We start from the raw sequence: 24209 nt of genomic DNA on the forward strand, positions 1-24209 counted from the left end.
GCCACAGCTGACGCTGTGCCACCTCCCTTTACACAAGGGAGGCTTTACTCTGGGAGAGGAAAACAGAAAAGCCCCGGAGGAAGCATTTGCTTCCTCCGGGGCTTTGTCATGCGTTGGGTCTCAGAGACCTGAGAGAGCCTTAGCTGCGACGCTTGCGCACCACGGCGGTGGCGCCCAGAGCGCACACAGCGGCGAACATGACAGCCACGTACAGCATCAGCTGAGCGTTGTCGCCAGTCTGGGCGGGCTTCTCAGCGGGCTTCTCGGTGGCCTGAGGCTGATCGGTGGTCTCAGGCTTGTCAGAGGGCTGAGTCTCGCCCTCGGCGGTGAGGCCGTTGATGGCGGCATTCAGAGCAGCCACGGCGTCCTCCACGGTCTTCTGATCGTCCTCGGACAGGGTCTCGTCGGCCATGACAGCCTGAGCAGCGGCCAGAGCGGAACGGAAGGTGGCCACGGACTCGGCGGTGTAGCCCTCCAGGTTGATGCCCTTGGCCTGGCCGATGAGGTCTTCCAGGATGGACTTGTCAGCCTTGAAGCGCTGGGCCAGGATGGCATTGAGCAGGGCCTGAGCCACAGGCTGGATGTCCTCGTCCATGGCGTCGCCGTCAGCGGCAACTTCCTTGGCCTTGGCCAGGGCGTCCACCAGCTCCTGCCAGTGGTCAGCCACATACTTGTCGGCATTGTCCATCATCTCGTCGGCCTTGGCAATGAGCTTGTTCAGCTCATCCTTGCTTCCCTGAACCAGACCCAGACCCCAGATGCCTTCCAGCAGCTGGTCCCAAGCGGCGTTGACCTCGTCCTGGGTGGCGTTGTCGTTGTCCAGAACGGTCTTGGCGTTCTCGAGAGCCTTCTCGAAGGCGGCCTTGGCGGAGTCGGTGACACCCTCCGTGGACAGGGTCACGGCATAGTCATAGGTCTTCTGCAGCAGGGTCTTGTCGGCCTTGGCCACAGCCTGGAAGGTCACGGTGACGGTGGCGCCACCGGCGGGCATGGTGAAGGCGTTGTTGGTGACAGCGATGGTGTTACCCTCGGCGTCGGTGACCACGATGGAGCCCACCTCATAGCCCTGGTCGGGAGTGGCGGTGATGGTCACCTGAGTGCCGGCAGCGGCGCTGGTGGGATCCACCTTCACGGTGCCGTTCTCAGTGGGAGTGATGGTCACGTCGTACTTGCGGCCGGAATCCTCCTGATCCCAGTTGAAGTCGGGATCGTTGTAGATGCCCAGACCGGTGACGTTCAGGCCGCCAGCCACCAGGTCAACCTTGGTCAGGTTGGTCAGGCCGTTCTCGTCGGGCAGGTTGAAGGAGTACAGGTTGTTGGCAGCGTCGGTGACGTAGAACTTGCCAGTGTTGGAGCTGTAGCTCATCTCACTGCTGTTCTCCACGGTGTTCAGCTGCAGGTCGGTGTTCTCCAGGATGGTGTAGGTCTGCATGTTCAGAGCCACTTCCATCAGACGGGACTCCTCGTAGTACTTACCCAGCACATAGGTCTTGCCGTTGGCACAGGCCACGGTGTGCACACGGGTGTAGTCACTGTCGAAGCCGATGCTGGTGTAGGGATTGAGGTCGGTGGTCTGGAGGCTGGGCACGTAGTACTGATACAGGTAGTAGCCGCCGCCCAGATAGATGACGTTGTGCTCGTCATCGTAGGCCAGGGTGTAGACCTGCGTGTTGGTCTGGAGCTGGCCCATGTAGACATTGGTGTTACCCTGGATGTCGTAACGGTACAGCAGGGGGAAGGAGCCGTCGTCGTACACAGCGTAGTAGAGGTAACGGCCGGAGTCGTCCACGTCCACACCCACCAGCTTGCCGTCCACGGGCATGGCGGAGTTGACCACCACGTACTCGTTGGGCAGCTCGGGATCGAAGGCCACCAGGCCGACGCCCTGGGAGATGGTGTAGGCCACGTCGCCGCTGAGCTGGGAGAGCACGGAGAGCTGGCAGGAGGCGGACAGGCCGCTGACGGTGTCAGTGACGGTGATGGTGGTCTCGCCGGCAGCCACAGCGGTGATGGTGCCGTCCTCGGCCACAGTGGCCACGGACTCATCGCTGCTGGACCAGACCAGCTGAGCCTTGTCGCTGCTCACAGCGGGCTGAACCAGAGCGTCCATGGTCATGGTGGTGCCAACCAGCATCCGGGTCACGGTGCGGTCCAGCATCAGGTTGATCACGTCCATCTCGGGCAGTTCGCTGTCCTCGGGGATGGGGCAGAGCATACCCAGCACGGCGTTGTAGCCCTGCATGGACTCACCACGCAGGTTCAGAGCGGTGCTGCCCAGCTTCATGGCGGTGAAGGAGTCGCCCTCCTTCTCGATCATGTAGAGGTTGGAGCCGCTGCACCAGCTGGCGGTGATGTTGGCAGCGTGGAAGTACAGACGGTCGCTGCCGAAGTCATAGGACAGCTGGGAGTTGTAGGCACCGTTCTGATCGGTGTAGGCCACAGCGCCCTCCACCTCAGTCAGCTGGGTGCAAGCGCCGGTGGCGGTGTCGATCTGATAGAGTACGGCGTTGGCGCTGGTGGAGGTGCTGCCTGCAGTGTACAGCTTGCCGTCCTTGTCAGCGGCCAGGGTGAAGGCACCGGCGGTATCCAGGGTGCACACAGTGGTCAGGGCACCGGTGGTCAGGTCGATCTTCACCAGCTCGGGGTAGGTCTGCTCCTGCTGATAGGTCTCGGAGTTCCAAGCCTTGTAGCTGAGGGTCAGGCCGTACATGGTTCCGGTGGTGTAGTCGAAGGCCAGATCCACCACACGCTTCTCAGTGTTGCCCAGCACGGTGTAGGCATCCACGGAATCCGCATCGATGCGCATGAAGTTGTTCAGGTCGTCCACCACATAGTAGTAACCGTCGAAGTACTCGCCGGCACGGACGGTGTAGGCACCATTGGTGCCCTGACCCACGGTGGAGTTGGCGGGATCATAGTCGTTGACGGTGATCCAGAAGTTGGCGTACATGGAGCCGTTGTCGTCCCGGGCCATGAAGGCGGCCATGGAGCCGGCAGCGGGCAGGACGGTGAAGGTGATGGAGTCGGAGTACACGGTGCCGTCACGGTCGGTGAGGCTGACGGTGATGGTGGCGGTACCCACATCCACCAGGGTCACCTTGCCGAAGGCGTCCACGGTGGCCACATCGGTGTTGTCGCTGGACCAAGTGCGCTTCTGCACGGTGGGACGGGCGGGCTCGGTGGAGGTCTGCAGCTGCACCTGAGCGCCAGCCAGGCCGGTGTAGGTCTCGCCGGTGGTCAGCCACAGGTCTTCCACGGGGATGTAGTTGGTCTCGGGTTCGTTTTCGGTGATGGTGAACATGGCAGTCTGCTCCACGCCGGAACGGCTGCTCACGTCGCCCAGGTCCATGACGTTGGCCTCAATGGAGCCCCAATCGGTGTCCTCCAGAGTGACCAGGAACAGGGGATTGATGCCGGAGCCCATGGAGGGGTTCCAGTAGATGTTGCCGGTGTTGTAGTCGTAGGTCATGCCAGCGTAGAACCAGTACTCCTGGGAGCTGGAGTAGACCTTGGTGGCCTCCATGGTGTCGGGGTCCACGATGAACAGGTTGCCGTTCATGCTGCCGCACAGGATGGTGGTCTCCTCACCCTCGCAGATGACGGCCATGGCGGTCATCACGTTGTCGCCGGAGGCAGAGCCTTCGGGGAACTTGAACTCGCCGATGGGATCCACAGCGCCGGTCTCCAGGTCGATGACCACGAGGCCGCCGTTGGTCAGATCCACGCCGTACATACGGCCGGTGTTGTAGTCGAAGCCGATGTTGCCCACTTGGATGTTCTCGGTGTGGCCGATGCGCTCGGGCTCGCCGAAGGTGGTCTTGGTGGGATCCTCATTGCCGGTGACCAGGGTGCGATAGAGGACGGTGGCGTTGTAGATCACGTCGTCCTCCACCCACTGTTCCTGCTGCACGGTGTACACATAGCCGTTGTAGTAGGTGCCGCCGGTCCAGAGGGCGGAGCCAACGGTGCCGTCCAGAGTGGTGGTCTTGGGGGCGTTGAGCTGGGTGACCTGAGTGGGAGCCTGATCGGAGTAGGTGACCCACTTCATCTGGTTGCCCTGGTTGACATCATCGGTGACGATGTAGCCGTACAGGGCGTCCTGAGACTCCACTACGGTGACCTGGCAGGTGACCTCGTAGGGGGTCCACTCGGTCTGTCCAGCATACATAATCTGGGTAGCGCCGGTGATGGTGGCAGTGCCGGGGCCAATGGCCTTGACATAGCCGGTCTCAGAGACGGTGGCCACGTCGGTGTTGTCGCTGGTCCAGGTCACTTGCTGAGCAGCGGCGTTCCAGGGGGCCCAAGTCAGGTTCATGCGCTTGCCCTGGTTGACCACCAGGGTGGTCTTATAGGGCTCCAGCTGCACGCCGGTGGGGTTGACTTCGCCCACGGTGAACAGGTCGGTGCCCAGGTCGTTGGGGATGAACAGGGCGGAGGTGCCGCTGGGGGCACGGCTGCCCAGGCTTTCGGCGGTCTTCTTCACGGGGTCAATCTTGTAGGTCTCGCACACCTGGGTGTTGCCCACCTGGGCGTGAGCGTACCAGTAGATGACGTCCTCTTCGTAGTCATAGGTCATGGACTGGATGCTGCTCAGACGCTCGCCGTTGGTCTTGACCTTGAAGTCGGACATGGTCATCAGCCAGGTAGCAGCACCGGTGGTCTTGTCCAGGGAGTAGAGGTTCAGGTCGGTGCCGAGGGCGTACAGGTTGCCCTCCTCGTCAGCGGACAGGGTGAGGATCTCGTAGCCCTCAGCCAGGCCGGTGATGGTGGCCACCTTCTCAATGCTGGTGTAGCCCCAGGGAGTGAAGCACACCTCATAGAGGTTGTTGGAACCGCCATAGCTGCCGGAGGGAGTGATGGTGCCGTCATAGGTCCAACCCACGGCGTACAGAGCGTCCTCGCCGTTGCGCTGGAGGATGCCGCCGCCGTTGTTGCCATGGCTCAGGGCCATGTCATACAGGGTGATGAAGTTGGCGGAGCCCTCCTTGCCGCTCTGGGTGTACAGAACCTGGCTGCCCCAGTAGGTGGAGTAGGGAGAGAGCAGCACCAGAGCGCCGTCGTTGCGCTGGGCAATCACACGGCCGTTGATGTACTCGCCGGCGGTGTAGGCGGTGTTCTCATAGGTCTCGTTGCGGGGTGCCTCGGTCTGGCCCTTGTCAATGCTGAACCAGCCGCGGTCCAGAACGGTGGAGTCGGTGTAGGGCTCGAAGCCGTACAGACGGCCCAGCTCCAGATCCTTCAGGCTGGGAGTCAGAGCGGAATCATCCAGCTCCAGGGCCACCTTGATCTCGGTCTCGTTGCAGGCGTAGTCGCCCAGCACGATGGTAAAGTCAGCGCCGTAGCCAGCCACGTTGAAGGTCTGCTCAAAGCTCTTGCCGGCCACATACTCGCTGCCATCGTCGGGCTTGGGAGCGAACTTGCTGATGATGGAGCCGTCGGGGGAGACGAAGAGGATGGCGGCCAGGTTGGCGTTATCCTGCAGCTTCAGGGTCAGGTTGATCTGACCGTTCTCCACCTTCAGGGAGTCCTGGAGATTGTCGGCGTTGAGCAGCTGAGGCTTCTGGTTGTCCAGAGAGGCCTGGAAGGAGAAGGAATCATCCACCACATCGTCGCCGTCGTCCACATAGGCCTCTACGGTGTAGGTGATGGTGGTGCCGTCAGGCAGCTGATTGCCGTCCTTGTCATAGCCGTTCCACACATACTCCTCGTCGGTGGTGGCGTTGTAGATGTAGAAGGGGAAGATCTGGCCGTAACTGCTGTTGTAGTAGCTCTTAGTGGCGTATTCGTGGACGTAGTTGAAGTACTCTTCTCCGGTCTCGGTATTGTTGACACGGAACACCAGCTTGCGGGCGTTACGCAGCATACCGAAATCCAGCTCCATCAGGGGGTTGGCATAGGAGAAGGCGTTGTACTCATCGCCGGAGGCACCGCCCCGCAGATAGGGGTTGGTACCCAGCTGGGCGATCATGGTGAACACGCCAGTGCCATACAGGCTGGCCTCGTTGTAGTCGGGGTTATCGAAGACGGGAGGCTTGGACCAGTCGCCGTAGTAGCCCAGGAAGGGCATGGTCAGGTTCTGGTTGTCAGCGCCCTCCAGGTACAGGTAACCCTCCACATACATGCCGTTTTCAAAGCGGCTGTTGATGTACTCCTTGTCGGCCTCGGTGAGGGTGATGGTGGCAGTGAGGGTGACGGTCTCACCAGCAGCCACGGTGACGCTGTCCTGGCTGACCTTCACCTTGGACTCCAGCAGATAGGGGGTGCCGGCGATGAAGCCATCGGTGGCAGTCTCGGTCTGCACGTCAGAATCGAAGGTGTAAGTCTTGGACTCGTCGGAGAAGTTGGTCACGGAGAACTCAAAGGAGTAGGTTCCCTCGGTGCTGTCGCCCAGCTCGGCCTTGGCACGGCCCATGGAGTTGGAGGTGCTGGACAGGTAGGCATCCACGGTGGTGGCCTTCACCAGGTTCACCAGACCGGCGCCCTGGAGACGGGGGGAATACTTCAGCCCCGTGGAACCGGGCACGTCGATGGGATCGGCGGTGCTCATGAGGATGTTGGTGGCCATGGTCCACATGTCCTGATTGCTGTAGCCCTTGCTGCGCAGGTACTGCATCAGCACGGTCATAGCGCCGGTGACCTGGGGAGTGGCCATGGAGGTACCGCTCATGTTGCCGTAGCCGGTGGGGGTGTCACGGGTGGAATAGATGTTGCCGCCCACGCCGGTGATCTCAGGCTTCAGGGACAGGTCGGGAGCGGGACCCCAGCTGGAGAAGTCGCTCATGGTCTTGGCGATCTGGAAGGAATCGCTCTTGCCGGTGACGGTGAGGGTCTTGGTCTCAGCGTTGGCCAGCAGGTCCCAGGCCTCCTTGGACATGAGCACGCAGGGGATGTTCCCGGCGGCATCGTTGATGGCCATGTTCAGCAGACCGGCGGTGTTGTTGACCACGATACAGGCAGCAGCACCGGCGTTCTGAGCGTTGGCGTGCTTGTCAGGGAAGGCCACGCCGCCGCCACGCCACACCACGGCAACCTTGCCGTTGACGTCCACGCCGTCGAAGTCCTCGGCGGCACCGTAGCCGTCGATCATGACATACTCATAGGAGTTGCCGGCCAGGTTCTCCAGACGGGTGAACACGCCGGAGTCGTTGTAGCCGATCTTGGTCTCACCCACGGTGACGTACTGCTGGGTGATGCGGTCGTTGTCCGCAGAGGCAACAGACAGCACGTGAGAGTAGGTGCTGGGGTTGCCCACCAGGCCGGTGTCGGGGTTGCCGGTCAGGGACAGGTTGTTGCCGTGGTTGTTGTTCAGAGCGTTGTTGGTGTCGTTACCGGCGGCGATGATGACTTCCACACCGGCCTGCTCCAGCAGGTCCAGCAACTCGGTCATGGGAGCATCGTTATCCACGAAGCCGGCGGCGGAGCCCAGGGACAGGTTGGCGGTGTCCACGTTCAGGTAGACACAGTCCTCCAGGGCGGCCATAACGGTATCCCAGTTGGCGCCCTTGGGGTTGAACACCTGCATGACGATGAGCTGAGCGTCGGGAGCCACACCGATGACCTCAGAAGAGGAAATCTTGTTGGCGGCGGCGATGCCAGCCACGTGGGTGCCGTGGTCACTACCAGCGACATCGTGGGACACGTCAATGTTCTTGTTGTAGTAGTTGAAGGCGAAGGGGATCTTGTTGCTGAAGTAGGTGGAAGCGGGGAGCACGTTGGAGTCGGAAGCATTCAGGTTGCTCCAAGCGTTCTGCACATCCTCCACAGTCAGGGAGGTATCGGTGAGCTTGTCCTCGCTCATGGCTTGGAAGTTGGGGTGATTGGCCACGATACCAGTGTCCACAATGGCGATGCGCATGCCCTTACCAGTCCAGCCGCTCTCGTTGGCCACGTTGGAGCCAATCATGTTGGTGGCGTTGTTGGTATAGGGCTCCATCACGGTGTCCTCTTCGGGAATGCTGAACACGGGAGCCACGTACACCCGATCCACGCCGGGCATCTTCTGGATGGCAGCCTTGTTCTCATAGGTGGTGGTGACGGACAGGCCGGTCATGGTCACGGTGTAGGTGTAGCCCACCTCCACGGCGTCACTGCCCAGCTCGTCCTCCAGAGCCTGGGTGAACAGCTCCACGGCGTCCTTCTGGTCGGCAACATAGTTGCTGACGCTGGCGGTGTCGGCGGCGATGTCGTCACCGCTGAAGCCGGCCTCCAGAAGGGACTCCTTGTCCAGAGAGACGATGAAGGTCACTTCGTCCTCGGGAGCGGGGGCAGAGGCGTCGTTGTTCTGAGCAGCGGGAGTGCCGCTCTCCTCCAGACCGATGGTGGCCTGGCCGTCGTCCTCTTTCACTTCGGCCTGGACGGTAGATCCAGACTCTTCACTGGGCAGGTCTGCGTCATAGCCTGCGTGGGGGTTGCCCTCTGTCAGGGAGAGAGCCCCGCTGCCAGCGGCGAAGCCAGGTGTCAGCAAGCCGAGCACCATGACCACCGAGAGCAGCAGACTGACGAGCCTGCGTGATGCTTTCACGTGATGTCTCATGTTATCCTCCTTAGTTTTCGTTTGCCGCTTCCGTCCACAGGGCGGAAGCGAACGGGCGGGGACGGTCCATCCGGGGACAGGCCGGACCTCGCAAATATGAAAACCCCTCATCTTTTCTCTGCGTGGAAACCCACTGCCACCCCTCCTTAACTGGTTTCCAGACGCTTGGTCGAAGAAGACAGGTTATCATCCAACTCGTGTTCTCTCAATTCTCGATTGATAACTGATAAAGGGAAAGACAAAGGGACAGTCCGCTGTGGATATCTGCCCCTTTGCACACTGTGTTGTATTGTACCCGGCCAACCTGGTTACTTGGTCACGCCGGTCCCGGTGCCGCTGGCCCCGTCCAACACCCATTGACAGTCGCTCAGAGACTTGTCCACCTCAGCCCACAAAAGCCAGGTGGCCATGTCCGAAGTTCCCATACCCGAAGACTGGGCATCCACATGCACGGACACCATGTTGCTGACTTGGGTGGCGCTGTCCAGGCTGAGTTGGGTAGAGCCGCTGTTGACGGTGTACTTCACCAGCACCAGGGCCTTGCTGTCAAAAAAGTTGTTGTCATATGCGGCCAGCTTGTCGCTGCCGTACAGACCGAAGCGGTTGAGCTGGTCCACACTGGACACGCAGGTCACGGAGTTGCCCGCGCCCTGCTGATAAGTGATGCGCAGCTTGTCGCTGCCTTCCAGAGTCACGGACTGGCTGCCCACGGCTCCGGTGCCGCCGCCGGCAAAGCCGCTCTGGCTGGGTTTTTCAGAAATGGCTGCGGACGGACTGGTCAATGGCATACTGCTCTCCTCCTGAGGGGATGAGGTACATCCCACGGTTATGGTACACATGGCCGCTGCCAACAGCAGCGCAGCCAGTTTCTTGTTCTTCACGTGATTCCTTCCTCCTTATGCCCACGGTAGCGGGCGGGTGAATTCGCTTCGCTAATTCACTAAACAACACCCGGCGCAAAAACCGCCCCCACCTAGATGAGGGGACGCATCCTCAATCAACCAGGTATGTTCTGGAATTCTGGCTTATCCTCCTGCATTATAGGGCATGTTCCTTGATTTGTCAATCCAACACACAAATCTACCTTTTTCTCCTTCTTCTCTGTGGCATTCCTGTGATTTTTTCGTAAAATTAAAGAAAAATGTTGCAAAAATGTAAAGAATATAGGTTGATTCCTTTTTTATCCATTAAAAATTGTTGAAATTTTTCAGTTTTCTGCCATAAAGTGGGATGGAATCCCTGTACCGGGAACTTCGTTGACAGGGCGGGGGAAAGCACCTAAAATGGAGGGGATACCACCCCCGGAGAGGGGGAAAGGAGCGAAGCGCATGTATCGAATTCTAATTGTGGAGGATGATCGGGGCATTGCCGGGGCGGTGCAGATCCAGTTGGAGGCCTGGGGACTGGAGGCCAAATGCGTCTCCGACTTCCGCAACGTGCTGGGGGAGTTTGCTCAGTACCAGCCCCACCTGGTGCTCATGGACATTGGACTGCCCTTTTTCAACGGCTTCCACTGGTGCAGCCAGATCCGTACCGTCTCCCAGGTGCCCATTGTCTTTCTCTCCTCCGCCTCGGACAACATGAACCTGGTGATGGCCATGAACATGGGGGCGGACGACTTCATCGCCAAGCCCTTTGACCAGGGGGTGCTCATTGCCAAGGTGCAGGCCATGCTCCGCCGGGCCTATGACTATGCCGGAGCCGTGCCGGTGCTGGAGCACCGGGGAGCCATGCTCAACACGGGAGATGGCACCCTCACCTATCAGGGGGAGAACATCGACCTGACGAAAAATGAGTACCGCATCCTTCTGGCCCTGATGCGCAACAAGGGCAGCGTGGTCAGCCGAGAGCGGCTGATGGAGCTTCTCTGGGAAGGGGACAGCTTTGTGGACGAAAACACCCTGACGGTGAACGTCAACCGCCTGCGCAAGAAGTTGGACGGGGCGGGGCTGAAGGCCTTCATCACCACCAAGTTCGGGGTGGGCTATCTCATCTCTTAAATAAGGAGGGCGTCATGAGATACCTGAAAACCTATCTGAGGGACCGCCTCCCGGCGGTGGGGATTTTCCTCCTCTTCTCCCTCATCTTTCTCACCGTGTTTGCCCTGTACCGACTGCCGATGGCCGCGGTGCTCTACCCGGTGGGGCTGTGCGCCGTGCTGGGGTGCGTGTTTTTAGGGCTGGACGTCCGGCGAGCCCAGGAGCGGCACCGCCGCCTGGAGCAGCTCTCCCAGCTGTCCGGAGCGGTGATGGGGGAGTTCCCCCTGCCCATCAACCAGGACCACCGGGACTACCAGCACATCATCCAGCTGCTGCGGGCCGAGCAGGCCCAGCGGGAAGGGGAGATGCAGCGCCGCTATGAGGACATGGTGGACTACTACACCGTGTGGGCCCACCAGATCAAGACCCCCATTGCCTCCATGCGCCTGACCCTCCAGAGCCAGGACTCCCCCACCGCCCGGCAGCAGTTGGAGGAACTGCTGCGCATTGAGCAGTATGTGGAGATGGTGCTGGCCTTCCTCCGCCTGGACTCGGAGTCCACCGACTACCTGTTCCGGGAGTACCAGCTGGACGGCATCCTCCGGGGAGCGGTGCGCAAGTTTTCCACCCAGTTCATCCGCCGCCACATTGCCCTGCACTATGAGCCCACGGGGCTGCGGGTGCTCACGGATGAGAAGTGGCTGAGTTTTGTGGTGGAGCAGGTGCTGTCCAACGCCCTAAAGTATACCCCTGACGGGGGCGAGGTGTGGCTGGAGCTGGAGAAGCCCGCCACCCTGTGCATCCGGGACAACGGCATGGGCATCGCCGCCGAGGACCTGCCCCGCATCTTCCAAAAGGGGTACACCGGGTACAATGGCCGGGCGGACAAGAAGGCCAGCGGCCTGGGGCTGTACCTGTGCCGCCGCATTTGCCAGAACCTGGGCCATACCATCTCCGCCCAGTCGGTGGCGGGGGAGGGCACCTCCATCCGCATCAATCTGGAGCGGGAACAGCGGTGGCTGGAGTGACTTGTGACAAAAGTGTAAGAAGTGGAGGGCAAAGTGTAAGGAGATGCCATGGAGAGGCGGGATTCTCCCGGCTATAATAAGGGTGTAAACAGCAAAGGAGGAACCGCTCTATGAGTATTTTGGAAGTACAGAGCTTACAGAAGGTCTACACCACCCGCTTTGGCGGCACCCAGGTGCAGGCGCTGAAAAATGTTACCTTCCACGTGGAGGAAGGGGAGTATGTGGCCATCATGGGAGAGTCCGGCTCCGGCAAGACCACCCTTTTGAATATCCTGGCGGCGCTGGATAAGCCCACCGGGGGCCTGGTGAAGCTGGACGGCCAGGAGCTGGGCAAAATCCGGGAGTCTGAGGTGGCGGCGTTCCGGCGGGACCACCTGGGCTTTGTGTTCCAGGACTTCAACCTGCTGGACACCTTCTCCCTGGAGGACAACATCTACCTGCCCCTGGTGCTCTCGGGTAAGCAGCCCAGCGAGATGAAGCAGCGCCTGGTGCCGCTGGCGGCTCAGCTGGGCATCGCCCACCTGCTGAAAAAGTACCCCTATGAGGTGTCCGGCGGCCAGAAGCAGCGGGCAGCCGTGGCCCGGGCTCTCATCACCAACCCCCGCCTCATCCTGGCCGACGAGCCCACCGGTGCTCTGGACTCCAAGGCCACCGACGAGCTGCTGCGGCTGTTTGGCGACATCAACGCCCAGGGACAGACGATCCTGATGGTCACCCACTCGGTGAAGGCGGCCAGCCACGCCGGACGGGTGCTCTTCATCAAGGACGGCGAGCTGTTCCACCAGATCTACCGGGGAGAGAGCACGGAAAACCAGTTCTATCAAAAGATTTCCGACGCCCTCACCCTGTTGACCACAGGTGGTGAGCGGGCATGAGACTGGGATTTTATCGCCGACTGGCGTGGACGGGTATCCGTCAAAACAAGAAGATGTACCTGCCCTACATCCTGGCCTGTATCGGCGTGGTGATGGTCTGCTACATCGTCTCCTTCCTGGGCCTGTCTCCGGTGCTGAAAGAGATGCCCGGAGGAGGCAGCGCCCAGAGCTTTTTGAACACGGGCTTTGGGGTCATGTGCGTGTTCTCCACCATCTTCCTCTTCTACACCAACTCCTTCCTCATCCGCAGAAGAAAGAAGGAGTTTGGCCTGTACAACATCCTGGGTATGGGCAAACGGCACCTGGCTCTGGTGCTGCTGTGGGAGACCGTGATCATCGCGGCCATCACCCTGGTGGTGGGCCTGTTCTGCGGCGTGCTCTTCTCCAAGGTGGCCGAGCTGGCCCTCACCCGCATTCTGGACGGTGGAGTCACCTACACCATGACGGTGGAGCTGAACTCCGTGGTCAGCACCGTGGTGCTATTCCTGGTGATTTTCGGCCTCATGTTCCTCAACACCCTGCGTCAAATCCACCTCACCAGCCCCATCGCCCTGCTGCGCAGTGAGAACGCCGGAGAGAAGCCTCCCCGTGCCAACTGGATCTTCGCCCTGCTGGGCCTGGTGGTGCTGGCCGGGGCCTACTACTGGGCCATCACCGTGAAAGACCCTATTACCGCCATGATTGGCTTCTTCATCGCGGTGGCCATGGTGGTGGTGGGCACCTATCTGCTGTTTGTGGCGGGCTCTGTGACCCTGTGCCGCCTGCTGCAAAAGAATAAGCGGTACTATTACAAGACCAACCATTTCGTGTCGGTGTCCTCCATGGTCTACCGCATGAAGCGCAACGGGGCGGGCCTGGCCTCCATCTGCATTCTGTGCACCATGGTGCTGGTGATGATCTCCTCCACCTCCTGCCTGTACATCGGCATTGAGGACAGCATCCGTAACCGCTACCCCCGCAACATCAACCTGGACGCCGTGGTGGACTGTGTGAACACCTTGGACGGCTCCCACCAGGAGCAGGTGCGGGTGCTGGCTGAAGAGACGGCGGAGCAGTATGGCGCCACCCCCAGCAACATCCTGGACTACCGGGTGTGCGGCTTTGTGGGGGTGCGTCAGGAGGACCGGATGGGCATGGACGACGTGTTCCTCAGCTCCTACAACATGGAGACCATGGCCAATACCTGGCAGGTGTTTGTGGTGCCGCTGGAGGACTACAACAGCCTGATGGGGAAGCGGGAGACCCTGATGCCCGGTCAGGCGCTGATGTACACCACCAAGGGAAGCGACTACCCCTATGCCTCGGTGGAACTGGGGGAAGGGGTTACCCTGTCGGTGGCCAAACAGGTGGACAGCTTCGCGGACAACGGGGTGGATGCCATGCAGATCATCCCCTCCATGTATCTCTTTGTCCCCAACTTCCAGGAGACGGTGGAGGGGGTTCAGGCCCAGCTGGGTGAGCAGAGTGCCTCCAGCCTCCACTGGTACTACGGCTTTGATCTCAACTGTGACGACGAGACCCAGAAGAGCATTGCCCAGGACTTGCAACAAGAGCTGCGGGACATGGAGATTTCCGCAGGAGATGAGGAGTTTTTCCACGTCTTGCTGGAGGCGGCTGCCCAGGAGCGGGCGGACACCTACGGCCTGTATGGCGGTATGTTCTTCCTGGGCATCCTGTTGGGGGTGGTGTTCATCCTGGCGGCGGTGCTCATCATCTACTACAAGCAGATCTGCGAGGGGTATGAGGACCAGGCCCGGTTTGACATCATGCAGAAGGTGGGCATGACCAAGGGGGAGATCCGCCGCAGCATCAACTCCCAGGTGCTCACCGTATTCTTCCTGCCGCTGCTCATGGCCGGGGCCCACTTGGCCTTTGCCTTCCCCCTCATCCGCAAGCTGCTGCTGCTGTTGGGCCTGACCAACGTGTGGCTGTTTGCCGGGGTGACGGTGGTGTGCTTTGTGGCCTTCGCCCTCTTCTATGTCCTGATTTATCGTCTGACCTCTCGTTCCTACTTCCGCATTGTCAGCGGCATGAGAGAGGAATAACACAAAAAAGGGCCGGATGCGTCAGCATCCGGCCCCAGCTGCATCCAAAGTTTGATAAACAAAAGGGCCGAGTGCATCAGCACTCGGCCCTCATTGTTTGATGTATTAGAAATACTTGCGCACACCCTCGCTGGCGGTGGACTCGTCCTCACTGATGGAGACCGTGTACTTGATACCGCTCTTCTGGGAGAACGCTTCCAACCAATCCAGGAACGCCTCGACATCGGCCTTGTTCTCGGTGGAGACCAGCTTGTTCAAGCTGTCGATGAACACGTGGGTGATGTCGTAGTTGCTGGCGTACAGGCCGTACAGGAATCCCTTCAAGGTGTCATAGTTGGGGATATCGTAGTCGGAGGTCTCAACCAGTCGGATCTTGTAGTTAATATCAAAAGTCAGCTTGGAATCGTGGGCGATGGCAACCACGTTGCCGTGCTCGGTTTCCACTGCTGTGTTGATCAGATCGATCATCTGCTTGGTCTTACCGGTACCCTTGGGGCCCATAATTACTTTGACCATAACAATCACTCCTTATTGGTTTCAAGGGGGAGTCCCCTTTTCTTGTACATCATGTTACCATCTTCCGCGGGAAATTTCAATAACCTTCGTGCAAGATTTCTAAAAAATTTAACAAGTCAAAGTCAAAGACCCAGGGCGTGGTGGGCGGCAATCTGGCCTTCGCCCACTGCCTTGGCCAGCTGGAGGGGCTGGCCGGTGCAGTCTCCGGCGGCGTAAATCCCAGGCAGGTTGGTGGCCATAAAGGAATTGACCTTTACATAGTTGCCATCCAATTCCAGCCCCGGAGCCAGCTGAGTGGGGGTAATGGAGGCCCGCAGCAGGAACACGCCCTGGCAGGGGATTTCCTCCCCCTTGGCGGTGCGCACGCCGCACACCTGGTCCTCGCCCAGGATGTGCAGACCGGGCAGACGCACACTGGTGACTTCGCAGCCGATGGAGCGCAGGTACTCCGTCTCCTCGGCCAGGTCGGGGGCGTCGCCCGCTACCACCACCTGCTTGCCCCGGTAGAACATGCCGTCGCAGGTGGCGCAGTAGCTCACGCCCCGGCCCAGCAGCTTCTCCTCGCCGGGGAGGGGAGTGGCCCGGGCCACGCCGGGGGCCAGCACCACCGCGGTGGCCTGTTCCACCTGGTCGCCGATGGAGGCCATGACGGAGTCGCCCAGGGGCATGAGGGTGAGCACCCGGCCCTGGCGGAATTCCGCACCCATCTCACGGGCCTGAGCCAGCATATCCTCCACCAGCTGCAAACCAGTGATGTGAGCGATACCGGGGTAGTTGTCAATCTGGTGGGCCTTGCACAGAGGGCTGGCGGTGGGGTCGTTGGACACCACCAGCACAGACTTGTTGCGGGCCCGGGCATAAATGGCGGCGGAGAGTCCGGCGGGTCCGGCTCCCACCACCAGAAGATCGTATGGCATAGGATGGTCCTCCTTTTGTTTTTTCTCAGTATACCAACTTTTTCAGCTCCCGGCAAGATGGCCGGAATGGCGGGATTCCCTTGAAAAGACAGCGGAAATTCGCTATACTTGAAATCGATATCAAGAGAGAATCCCAGGGGGATCAACATGAAACGAATTTTACTTTTGACCACGGGTGGCACCATCGCCTCCCGTATGACGGAAGAGGGGCTGGCCCCCGGCATGGACGGGGATATGCTGGCCCACTACATGGGGGGACTGGCGGGCAGCTATGACCTGACGGTGAAGGACATTCTCCACCTGGACTCCTCCAACATCCAGCCCGAGGAGTGGAAGCTCATCGCCTCCCACGTCTACAAGGCCCGGGAGGAGTACGACGGGGTGGTCATCTCCCACGGCACCGACACCATGGCCTACACCGCCTCGGTGCTGTCCTACATGGTGCGCAACATCCCCATTCCGGTGGTGCTCACCGGGGCCCAGCTCCCCATTGAGCACCCCCTCACCGACGGCCTGGACAATCTGCGCACCGCCCTGGCCATGGCCGCCTCGGGGAAGCCGGGGGTGTTTGTGGCCTTTGACCGGAAGGTGATTCTGGGCTGTCGGTCGGTGAAGACCCACACCACCGACTTTGCCGCCTTTGAGAGCGTGAACTGGCCCCTGGTGGGCCGGGTCAGCGGCTCGGGGCTCACCATTGATGAGAGCGCCATTCCCCCGGTGAAGGGGCCCTGCCGCCTGCGGGACCAGCTGTGCCGGGAGGTGTTCCTCATCAAGCTCACCCCGGGACTCAACCCGGAGATCTTCGACATGCTGCTGGATATGCACTACCGTGGGGTGGTCATCGAGGCCTTCGGCACCGGCGGACTCCACTTCATCCGCCGCAACCTCATTGAGAAGTTGCAAAAGGCGGCCCAGGCGGGCATGTCTGTGGTGGTGTGCAGCCAGTGCCTCTATGAGAGCAGCAATTTTGCCCTCTATCAGGCGGGGCAGAAGGCCCTGGCGGAGGGCGTCATCCAGGGCTATGATATGACCACCGAGGCGGCAGTGACCAAGCTGATGTGGGCCCTGGGCCAGACCGACGACCCGGACCAGGTGCGGGAGTATTTCGCCCACAGCTTGGCCGGGGAGCGAAAGGAAGGGTAAAACGTGAACCACAGAGAGCGGATGTTGGCGGGCCTGCCCTACCTGGCCAACCAGAACGGGCTGCTGGAGTCCCGCATGGCGGCCCAGGAGCTGCTGTATACCTACAACAACTTGCCGCCCCAGCGGTGGGAGGAGCAGCGGGGGCTGCTGGAGCAGCTGCTGGGAGGCATCGGGGAGAACTCAACTATTTTACCGCCCCTGCGCTGTGACTACGGCAAGCACATTGTGGTGGGCCGGGACGTGTTCACCAACTACAACCTCACCATTTTGGATGTGTGCCAAGTGACCATCGGGGACCGCACCCTCATCGGCCCCAACGTGTCCATCTACGCCGCCGGGCACCCCATCGCCCCGGAGGACCGGGCCACAGGGTGGGAATATGGCGCTCCTGTCCACATCGGCAAAGACGTGTGGATTGGGGGCAGCTGTGTCATCCTGGCCGGGGTCACCATTGGAGATGGGGCCGTGGTGGGAGCTGGCAGCGTGGTCACCCGGGACGTGCCACCCAATTCCATCGCCGTGGGCAACCCCGCCCGAGTGCTGCGGGAGATCACCCAGGCCGACCGAGACCACTGGAAAAAAGAGATGGAGAGATAAAAAATATCCCGAGAGCTTTTGCTCTCGGGATATTTTTTACAGGATTTTGTCCTGATGCTGGGCAATGTGGTCTTTCAACGCCTGGAAGGACTCCGGGCTCAGGTCATGCTCAATTTTGCACGCGTCCTCGGCGGCAATGTCCGGGGGGACGCCCAGCCAGGTCAGCCACTGGCTGAGGAGCTTGTGGCGCTCATAGATGGTCTCCGCAATGTCCAGACCGGCGGGGGTGAGGACCAGGAAGCTGTTCTCATCCATGACCACATAGCCGTTGTCCCGCAGCAGGCTCATGGCGCGGCTGACACTGGGCTTGGAGAATCCCAGGTGTTGCGCCACATCAATGGAGCGTACCGGCCCTTTTTCGCTCAGAGCCAGGATGGCCTCCAGATAGTTCTCCGCAGAAGCATGGATTTCCATTTCATTTCACCGTCTTTCCCACGCCGCATGTCCGGCGGTGATGGATGTTACACCATTTGGATCATTGTAGCATAATTTGGTCGCCAGGGCAAGCGGAGGGTTACTTTAGCTTTTCCTGGTTGATAATTCCCTTGAGAGGGGTCATGAGCAGGATTTTCAAATCGAAGAAAATGCTCCAGTTCTCGATATAATAGATGTCGTAGCGGATGCGGTCCACAATGGAGGTGTCTCCCCGCAGGCCGTTGATCTGGGCCCAGCCGGTGATGCCCGGGCGCACCTGGTGCTTGACCATGTACAGGGGAATCTCGTCTTTGAACTGCTCCACAAAGTGGGGGATCTCCGGACGGGGGCCCACCAGGCTCATGTCGCCCTTGAGCACGTTGAACAGCTGGGGCAGCTCGTCGATGGACAGCTTGCGGATGAGGGCGCCGAACTTGGTCTTCCGGGGGTCCCGGTTGCGGCTCCACCCGGTGTCCTGCTGGGCGTTGACTCGCATGGACCGGAACTTGTACATGTCAAAGGGCTTGTTGTGCAGTCCCACCCGCTCTTGGCGGAAGATGATGGGGCCGGGGGAGGACAGGCGCACGCCGATGGCGGCAAAGAGCATGATGGGCGAGGTGAGCAGAATGAGCAGCAGGGAGCCCACAATGTCCATGGTGCGCTTGACAACGGCGTAGACCAGGTTGTCCAGGGGAATCCGGCGAATGTTCATCACGGGGATGCCGTTGATGTTGTCAAACTGGGGATTGGAGGGCATGTATTCCGCATAGAAGGGGATAATGGACAGCTTGATGCCCTCTTTCTCACAAATCTCAATGATGGTGGGGGTGAGGGAGAACTCCTGGGCGGACAGTGCGGCCACCACCTCATCGGGCTGGTAGTCGCTGAGCACCGAGGACAGGTCGTCCAGATTGCCCAGGTAGCCCAGGTCGGGGATGGTGTCCTGAGAGGCCAGGTATCCCTCCACAAAGAAGCCCAGGTTGGGGTCATCGGCCAGCGCTTGGATATAGCGCTGGGCCATGGGGCCGTTGCCCAGCAGCAGCACGTGCTTTTGGTTGAAGCCCCGCTTGCGGAACTTGCGCAGACACAGCCGCAGCATCAGCCGCTTGCCGCTGAGGGCGAAGAACACCAGTACGAAGTAGAGCACAAAGGTCAAACGGGAGAAGTAGAACTGTTTGATGAGGAAGAGGATGGTCTGGAGCACCACGAAGTTGATGGAGCAGGCCCAGAACAGCCGCCCTACCTCCCAGTGCAGCCGCTTGGTGCGCAAAGAGTCGTAGAGGTTCATGGCCCCCAGGGTGATGAGGAAGATGGGGAGCATGCACAGGGTGAGGATGAGGTAATAGCGCAGGGTGATGCCCCGGTCGTCAAAGGGGAAGAGGAAGAACCGGGCCCAATAGGCGATGGGCATGCACAGGAAAATGAGGAGGGCGTCTAGAATGACATTGATATAGTTGAGGGTGCGTTGATTTTCCTTGATCATTGTGTGTGAATTCCTCCCTAGTCAAGTAGCTGCTGATACTGTCCCATCACCTGGGGCAGCACCGTGGGCAGCAGATAAGGGGTGACCGCCTGTCGGGCGGTGGTGCTCAGGGCCTGGCGCAGCTGAGGCTGTGCCAAGAGGTCCCGAATCTGTTGGGCGCAGGCCGCCGCATCCCCGTAGGGGTACAGAAGCCCCGCCTGGTTGGGGGCCAGCAGGTCGTGGTGGCCCTTCACGTCGCTGGCAACAATGGGCCGGCCGTAGTACATGGCCTCCATGAGGTTGAAGGGCAACCCTTCAATGCGGCTGGCGGATACTACCACGTCACAGGCGGCGTACCAAGTGGGCATGTCCGACACCTGGCCGGGGAAGCGCACCCGATGCGCCACCCCCAGCTGCTGGGCCAACTGCTGGCAGGCCTCCAGCTCACTGCCCTGGCCGGGGAGGAGCAGATACACCTGCTCCGGCAGTTGGGCCAGAGCCTCCAGGAGCACCGGCTGGCTCTTGCGGTGGGAGAACTCCCCGGCGAAGAGGAGGACAAAGGCGTCCCCGGGCAGCTCCAGGTCGTTGCGCAGCTGTGCGCCCCGCTGGGGCGGGACAGCGGGGAGCTTTTGGGGGTCAATGCCCATACCGGGGATGTACGCCACCTTTTTGCCCAGCTTGTGGGCGGCAGCGTACTGGGTGTCCCACTGGTTCATGGTCAGCAGCAGATCGGTGACCGGGGCGGTGACGGCCTCGGCCGTGCTGAGCACCAGGCGCTTGAGGGCAGCGGTGTCCTGGTCGAAGAGATAGCCGTGGCAGATGGACACCACCTTGGGGCGGTGGCGCATCCCCATCACCGCCAGACGCACAAAAAACGAGGCCAGGGCGGTGTGGCAGCTGATGAGCTGGTACCGGTTTTCCCGGATGAGGCGGCGCAGCTGCCGGGTGGCGGAGATGTTTTTGGGAGAGGCCATGCTCTTCTCCAGGGGGATGGGGTACAGCTTGCGGGCATGGGGCAGCTCCATCACCGCCCCGCCGCAGGCCACATCCACTTCCCAGCCCTGTTCCGTCAGGGCCTTTAGATAGGGAAGGTGGAAGTTTCGGATATGAGAAAACGTGGATGCCACAAAGAGAATGCGGCCCATGGGTGATACCTCCTTGTATCAAAAACCCCAGAAAATGGGGTGGTACGCGAAAATACGACGTGTATTATATCACGGGTTTGGGAGATTGAAAAGTCTCCGGGAAAAAATATGGAGATTCTTAAGAATTACGATAAAAAACATTCGTCGGTTGTACATTGGCGGGGAATGTGGTATGATGAAGAACACTACACCTGCGAGATACAAAGGGAGGTTCTGCTGTGTATCAGCAAAAGCAGAAGTTACAAAACAGTTTGCTTGTCCTGGTGGATGCCGTATGCCTGGTGGCTGCGTTCCTCTTCGGCAGCGTGGTGCGGCTGGAGTTTCGCCCTGACCCGGTGAACCCCACCATGAACGGGGTCATCGCCAACCTGTGGTTGGTGTTGGTGACCTACTTTTGTGTGTATGTATTTTTCAATGCCAACCAGGACTTTACCCGCCGGGACGGCTATGAAGAGCTGGTATATGTGGTCAAAGTCAGTGCGTTTGTGGCGGGAGTCATTGCACTGGTTTTCTTTGCCGCTCACAAGCTGGAGTACCTGACCCGTACCGTGTGGGCAGTGACGGTGCTCAGCAACCTGGTGCTGATGTACACCAGTCACATGCTGGTCAAGAAAGTGGCCAAAAAGCGCCGGGCCATGGCGGAAAAGGAACACATGTACCTGGTGACCACCCAGAGCCGGGTGACCTACATCCTCTCCCAGCTCAAGCACGAGGAGGTGCTGGAGCGGTACACCCTGCGCATCGCCATTGTGGACCAGGACATGCGAGGCATGACCATCGGGGGCTATCCCGTGGTGGCCACCCTGGAGGACATGATGGAGGACCCCCGCCGGGAGGTGGTGGATGTGGCCTACATCAACGTGCCCTATGACACCGGGAAGTCCCTCCAGGAGTACATTGACGGCTTCGAGGAGATGGGCATTCCCGTCCAGCTCAACATCAACATGCTGGAGGGCAAGGAGGGCTACAGCCGCTGCATCGACATGGTGGGCAACATGCCGGTGGTCAGCTTCGCCCCCCGGTTCTTCGACTACAACAAGTTGGTGATGAAGCGGGCCATTGATATCATTGGCGCCCTGGTGGGACTTCTCATCACTGCTGTGGTGAGCATCTTCGTGGTCCCCGCCATCAAGCTGGAGTCCAAAGGCCCGGCCCTGTTCCGCCAGAAGCGGGTGGGCAAGAATGGCCGCTACTTCTATATCTACAAGTTCCGCTCCATGTCGGCGGATGCCGAGGCCCGCAAGGCGGACCTGATGGAGCAAAATGAGATGAAGGGCCAGATGTTCAAGATGACAAACGACCCCCGGGTGACGAAAGTGGGCAAGTTCATCCGTGCCACCAGCATTGACGAGCTGCCCCAGTTCTGGAACATCCTCAAGGGGGAGATGAGCCTGGTGGGCACCCGTCCCCCCACGGTGGAGGAGTTCAAGCAGTACGAGCCCCGGCACAAGCGCCGCCTGAGTATGAAGCCCGGCCTCACCGGCCTGTGGCAGGTCAGCGGCCGCAGCGACATCGAGGACTTTGAGGAAGTGGTGCGCCTGGACGTGGCGTACATTGACAATTGGAATCTCCAGCTGGATGCGAAAATCCTGCTCAAGACCCTGGTGGTCATTTTCAAAAAGGTGGGAGCCCGATAAGCCCTCCACCCAAGCTGTTGTATCAAAAATAGGAGTGAATGAAAATGAAGCAGTATGATTACATCTTGGTGGGCGCCGGTCTGTTCTCCGGCGTCATCAACTACCTGGCCCGTCAGCAGGGCAAGAAGTGCCTGGTGGTGGAGCGCCGGGACCACATGGGCGGCAACGTGTACTGTGAGGATGTGGAGGGCATCCACGTCCACAAGTACGGCGCCCACATCTTCCACACCAGCAACAAGAAGGTGTGGAAGTTTGTCAACGACCTGGTGGAGTTCAACCGCTACACCAACTCTCCCATCGCCAACTATAAGGGCGAGATCTACAACATGCCCTTTAACATGAATACTTTCAGCAAGATGTGGGGCGTGCGCACTCCTCAGGAGGCCAAGGCCAAGATCGACCAGCAGCGCGCTGTCATCCAGGGCGAGCCCCGCAACCTGGAGGAGCAGGCCATCAGCCTGGTGGGCACCGACATCTATCAGAAACTGGTGAAGGGCTACACCGAGAAGCAGTGGGGCCGGGACTGCAAGGACCTGCCCAGCTTCATCATCAAGCGTCTGCCCGTGCGCTTCACCTACGACAACAACTACTTCAACGACGCCTACCAGGGCATCCCCATGGGGGGCTACAACGTGCTGGTGGACAAGCTCTTTGAGGGGGCCGACGTGGAGCTGGGGGTGGACTTCCTGGCAAACCGGGAAAAGTACGAGGCCCTGGGCGACACCATCATCTACACCGGCGCCATCGACGCCTACTATGACTACTGCTTCGGCAAGCTGGAGTACCGCACCGTCCGCTTTGAGACCGAGGTGCTGGACACCGACAACTACCAGGGCGTGGCCGTGGTCAACTACACCGACCGGGAGACCCCCTACACCCGGGTCATCGAGCACAAGCACTTTGAGTTCGGCACCCAGCCCAAGACCGTCATCTCCAAGGAGTACTCCACCGACTGGCAGGAGGGCATGGAGCCCTACTACCCCGTCAACGATGAGCGCAACCAGGCCCTCTATCAGCAGTATGCCCAGAAGGCCGCCCAGGAACCCAACGTCATCTTCGGCGGCCGACTGGGCGAGTACAAGTACTACGACATGGACAAGGTCATCGAGTCCGCCATGAACCTGTGGGAGCGGATTCAGGGATGACGTGCACCATTGTCGTAGCGACCCATAAACCCTACCGTATGCCCTCCGACCCCTGCTACCTGCCCCTCCATGTGGGCAGGGCGGGGAAGGAGGATATCGGCTTTTCGGGGGACGATACGGGGGAGAATATCTCCCAGAAAAACCCGTTTTACTGTGAACTAACAGGCCTTTACTGGCTTTGGCGCAACGTGGATTCCGACTATAAGGGGTTGGTGCATTATCGCCGCCACTTCGGGGGAAGCGGGAAGAGCCGTGACCCCTGGGAACGCATCCTCACCCAGGGGGAGCTGGAGGCCCTTTTGAAGGGCCAGGACGTGCTCCTGCCCCGTAAGCGCCGCTATTATATTGAGAGCCTCTACTCCCACTACGCCCACACCCACTATGGGGAACACCTGGATGTGACCCGGGAGATCATTGAGGCCCAGTGCCCCCAGTACCTGCCCGCCTTTGACCGGGTGATGCGCCGGACCTGGGGACACATGTTCAACATGTTTGTGATGAAGGGGGAGAAGTGCGACGCCTACTGCGCCTGGCTCTTCCCCATTTTGGAGCAGCTGGAGGGCCGGGTGGACTACCGGAGCCTGGACCCCTTCCAGGCCCGCCTCTTTGGCCGGGTCAGCGAGTTGCTGCTGGATGTGTGGCTGGAGACCAACGGGTACGCCTACCAGGAGCTGCCCCTGGTGTCCACCGAGCCGGTGAACTGGTGGAAGAAGGGGACCTCCTTTTTGAAGGCCAAGTTCTCCGGCAAGAAGTACGGCTCCAGCTTTTGAGAC

Annotated in this window: 16 protein-coding genes; 9 read left to right on the plus strand and 7 right to left on the minus strand. The window is 60.2% G+C overall.

Going from position 1 to position 24209, the window contains the following annotated elements:
- Positions 1-139: 139 nt before the first annotated feature.
- Together B5F12_RS06165 and B5F12_RS06170 are read right to left on the minus strand one after the other, a co-directional pair.
- Entirely contained in the window at positions 140-8533 is an 8394-nt protein-coding gene (locus B5F12_RS06165; RefSeq protein ID WP_158096760.1) for a S8 family serine peptidase, read from the minus strand.
- 308 nt (positions 8534-8841) lie between these two features.
- A complete protein-coding gene (locus tag B5F12_RS06170; protein WP_143482342.1) occupies positions 8842-9414 on the minus strand; it encodes a hypothetical protein in 573 nt (190 codons plus the stop codon).
- Between the two features lie 447 nt (positions 9415-9861).
- Between B5F12_RS06170 and B5F12_RS06175 the strand changes: the two genes are divergently transcribed.
- The 4 genes from B5F12_RS06175 to B5F12_RS06190 all read left to right on the plus strand — a co-directional run bounded on the left by B5F12_RS06175 (position 9862) and on the right by B5F12_RS06190 (position 14460).
- Entirely contained in the window at positions 9862-10533 is a 672-nt protein-coding gene (locus tag B5F12_RS06175) for a response regulator transcription factor (protein ID WP_087231892.1), read from the plus strand.
- A 14-nt stretch (positions 10534-10547) separates the two neighbouring features.
- On the plus strand, positions 10548-11540 hold the full coding sequence (locus tag B5F12_RS06180) for a sensor histidine kinase (RefSeq protein WP_087231895.1): 993 nt from the start codon (positions 10548-10550) through the stop codon (positions 11538-11540).
- A 110-nt stretch (positions 11541-11650) separates the two neighbouring features.
- Entirely contained in the window at positions 11651-12415 is a 765-nt protein-coding gene (locus B5F12_RS06185; protein WP_087231898.1) for an ABC transporter ATP-binding protein, read from the plus strand.
- On the plus strand, positions 12412-14460 hold the full coding sequence (locus B5F12_RS06190; protein WP_087231901.1) for an ABC transporter permease: 2049 nt from the start codon (positions 12412-12414) through the stop codon (positions 14458-14460). The genes B5F12_RS06185 and B5F12_RS06190 overlap by 4 nt, the downstream gene beginning before the upstream one ends.
- Positions 14461-14565: 105 nt before the next feature.
- Here the strand turns inward: B5F12_RS06190 and B5F12_RS06195 are convergent, their stop codons facing one another.
- On the minus strand, positions 14566-14976 hold the full coding sequence (locus B5F12_RS06195) for a hypothetical protein (RefSeq protein WP_087231904.1): 411 nt from the start codon (positions 14974-14976) through the stop codon (positions 14566-14568).
- A 122-nt stretch (positions 14977-15098) separates the two neighbouring features.
- A complete protein-coding gene (locus tag B5F12_RS06200) occupies positions 15099-15893 on the minus strand; it encodes an FAD-dependent oxidoreductase (RefSeq protein WP_087231907.1) in 795 nt (264 codons plus the stop codon).
- Positions 15894-16040: 147 nt separating this feature from the next.
- Between B5F12_RS06200 and B5F12_RS06205 the strand changes: the two genes are divergently transcribed.
- Positions 16041-17036: an asparaginase gene (locus B5F12_RS06205; RefSeq protein WP_087231909.1), complete on the plus strand. Its 996-nt coding sequence runs from the start codon at positions 16041-16043 to the stop codon at positions 17034-17036.
- 3 nt (positions 17037-17039) lie between these two features.
- Positions 17040-17633: a sugar O-acetyltransferase gene (locus B5F12_RS06210; RefSeq protein WP_087231912.1), complete on the plus strand. Its 594-nt coding sequence runs from the start codon at positions 17040-17042 to the stop codon at positions 17631-17633.
- A gap of 36 nt (positions 17634-17669) precedes the next feature.
- Here B5F12_RS06210 and B5F12_RS06215 read toward each other — a convergent pair whose 3' ends face one another.
- From B5F12_RS06215 to B5F12_RS06225, 3 genes are all read right to left on the minus strand, one after another.
- Positions 17670-18047: a metal-dependent transcriptional regulator gene (locus tag B5F12_RS06215; RefSeq protein WP_087231915.1), complete on the minus strand. Its 378-nt coding sequence runs from the start codon at positions 18045-18047 to the stop codon at positions 17670-17672.
- Between the two features lie 100 nt (positions 18048-18147).
- On the minus strand, positions 18148-19530 hold the full coding sequence (locus B5F12_RS06220; protein WP_087231918.1) for an undecaprenyl-phosphate glucose phosphotransferase: 1383 nt from the start codon (positions 19528-19530) through the stop codon (positions 18148-18150).
- Between the two features lie 17 nt (positions 19531-19547).
- Complete coding sequence (locus tag B5F12_RS06225) at positions 19548-20654, minus strand: glycosyltransferase family 4 protein (RefSeq protein ID WP_087231921.1); 1107 nt, start codon at positions 20652-20654, stop codon at positions 19548-19550.
- Between the two features lie 218 nt (positions 20655-20872).
- On the opposite strand from B5F12_RS06225, the gene B5F12_RS06230 reads away from it, so the two are divergent.
- From B5F12_RS06230 to B5F12_RS06240, 3 genes are read left to right on the plus strand one after another with little or no spacing between them, the layout of a single operon-like run.
- A complete protein-coding gene (locus B5F12_RS06230; RefSeq protein WP_158096658.1) occupies positions 20873-22291 on the plus strand; it encodes a sugar transferase in 1419 nt (472 codons plus the stop codon).
- Positions 22292-22335: 44 nt separating this feature from the next.
- Entirely contained in the window at positions 22336-23436 is a 1101-nt protein-coding gene (gene glf / locus B5F12_RS06235; protein WP_087231928.1) for a UDP-galactopyranose mutase, read from the plus strand.
- On the plus strand, positions 23433-24206 hold the full coding sequence (locus tag B5F12_RS06240) for a DUF4422 domain-containing protein (protein WP_087231931.1): 774 nt from the start codon (positions 23433-23435) through the stop codon (positions 24204-24206). Before glf ends, B5F12_RS06240 begins: the two co-directional genes overlap by 4 nt.
- The last annotated feature ends 3 nt before the right edge of the window (positions 24207-24209 follow it).

Source organism: Pseudoflavonifractor sp. An176 (assembly GCF_002160435.1).
Lineage (GTDB): Bacteria > Bacillota > Clostridia > Oscillospirales > Oscillospiraceae > Enterenecus > Enterenecus faecium.

Coding starts and splice junctions, on each gene's coding strand:
- B5F12_RS06225 (WP_087231921.1), bottom strand. CDS start 20,654: ATGGGCCGCATTCTCTTTGTGGCATCCACGTTTTCTCATATCCGAAAC.
- B5F12_RS06165 (WP_158096760.1), bottom strand. CDS start 8,533: ATGAGACATCACGTGAAAGCATCACGCAGGCTCGTCAGTCTGCTGCTC.
- B5F12_RS06200 (WP_087231907.1), bottom strand. CDS start 15,893: ATGCCATACGATCTTCTGGTGGTGGGAGCCGGACCCGCCGGACTCTCC.
- B5F12_RS06190 (WP_087231901.1), top strand. CDS start 12,412: ATGAGACTGGGATTTTATCGCCGACTGGCGTGGACGGGTATCCGTCAA.
- B5F12_RS06185 (WP_087231898.1), top strand. CDS start 11,651: ATGAGTATTTTGGAAGTACAGAGCTTACAGAAGGTCTACACCACCCGC.
- B5F12_RS06180 (WP_087231895.1), top strand. CDS start 10,548: ATGAGATACCTGAAAACCTATCTGAGGGACCGCCTCCCGGCGGTGGGG.
- B5F12_RS06215 (WP_087231915.1), bottom strand. CDS start 18,047: ATGGAAATCCATGCTTCTGCGGAGAACTATCTGGAGGCCATCCTGGCT.
- B5F12_RS06195 (WP_087231904.1), bottom strand. CDS start 14,976: ATGGTCAAAGTAATTATGGGCCCCAAGGGTACCGGTAAGACCAAGCAG.
- glf (WP_087231928.1), top strand. CDS start 22,336: ATGAAGCAGTATGATTACATCTTGGTGGGCGCCGGTCTGTTCTCCGGC.
- B5F12_RS06175 (WP_087231892.1), top strand. CDS start 9,862: ATGTATCGAATTCTAATTGTGGAGGATGATCGGGGCATTGCCGGGGCG.
- B5F12_RS06220 (WP_087231918.1), bottom strand. CDS start 19,530: ATGATCAAGGAAAATCAACGCACCCTCAACTATATCAATGTCATTCTA.
- B5F12_RS06240 (WP_087231931.1), top strand. CDS start 23,433: ATGACGTGCACCATTGTCGTAGCGACCCATAAACCCTACCGTATGCCC.
- B5F12_RS06205 (WP_087231909.1), top strand. CDS start 16,041: ATGAAACGAATTTTACTTTTGACCACGGGTGGCACCATCGCCTCCCGT.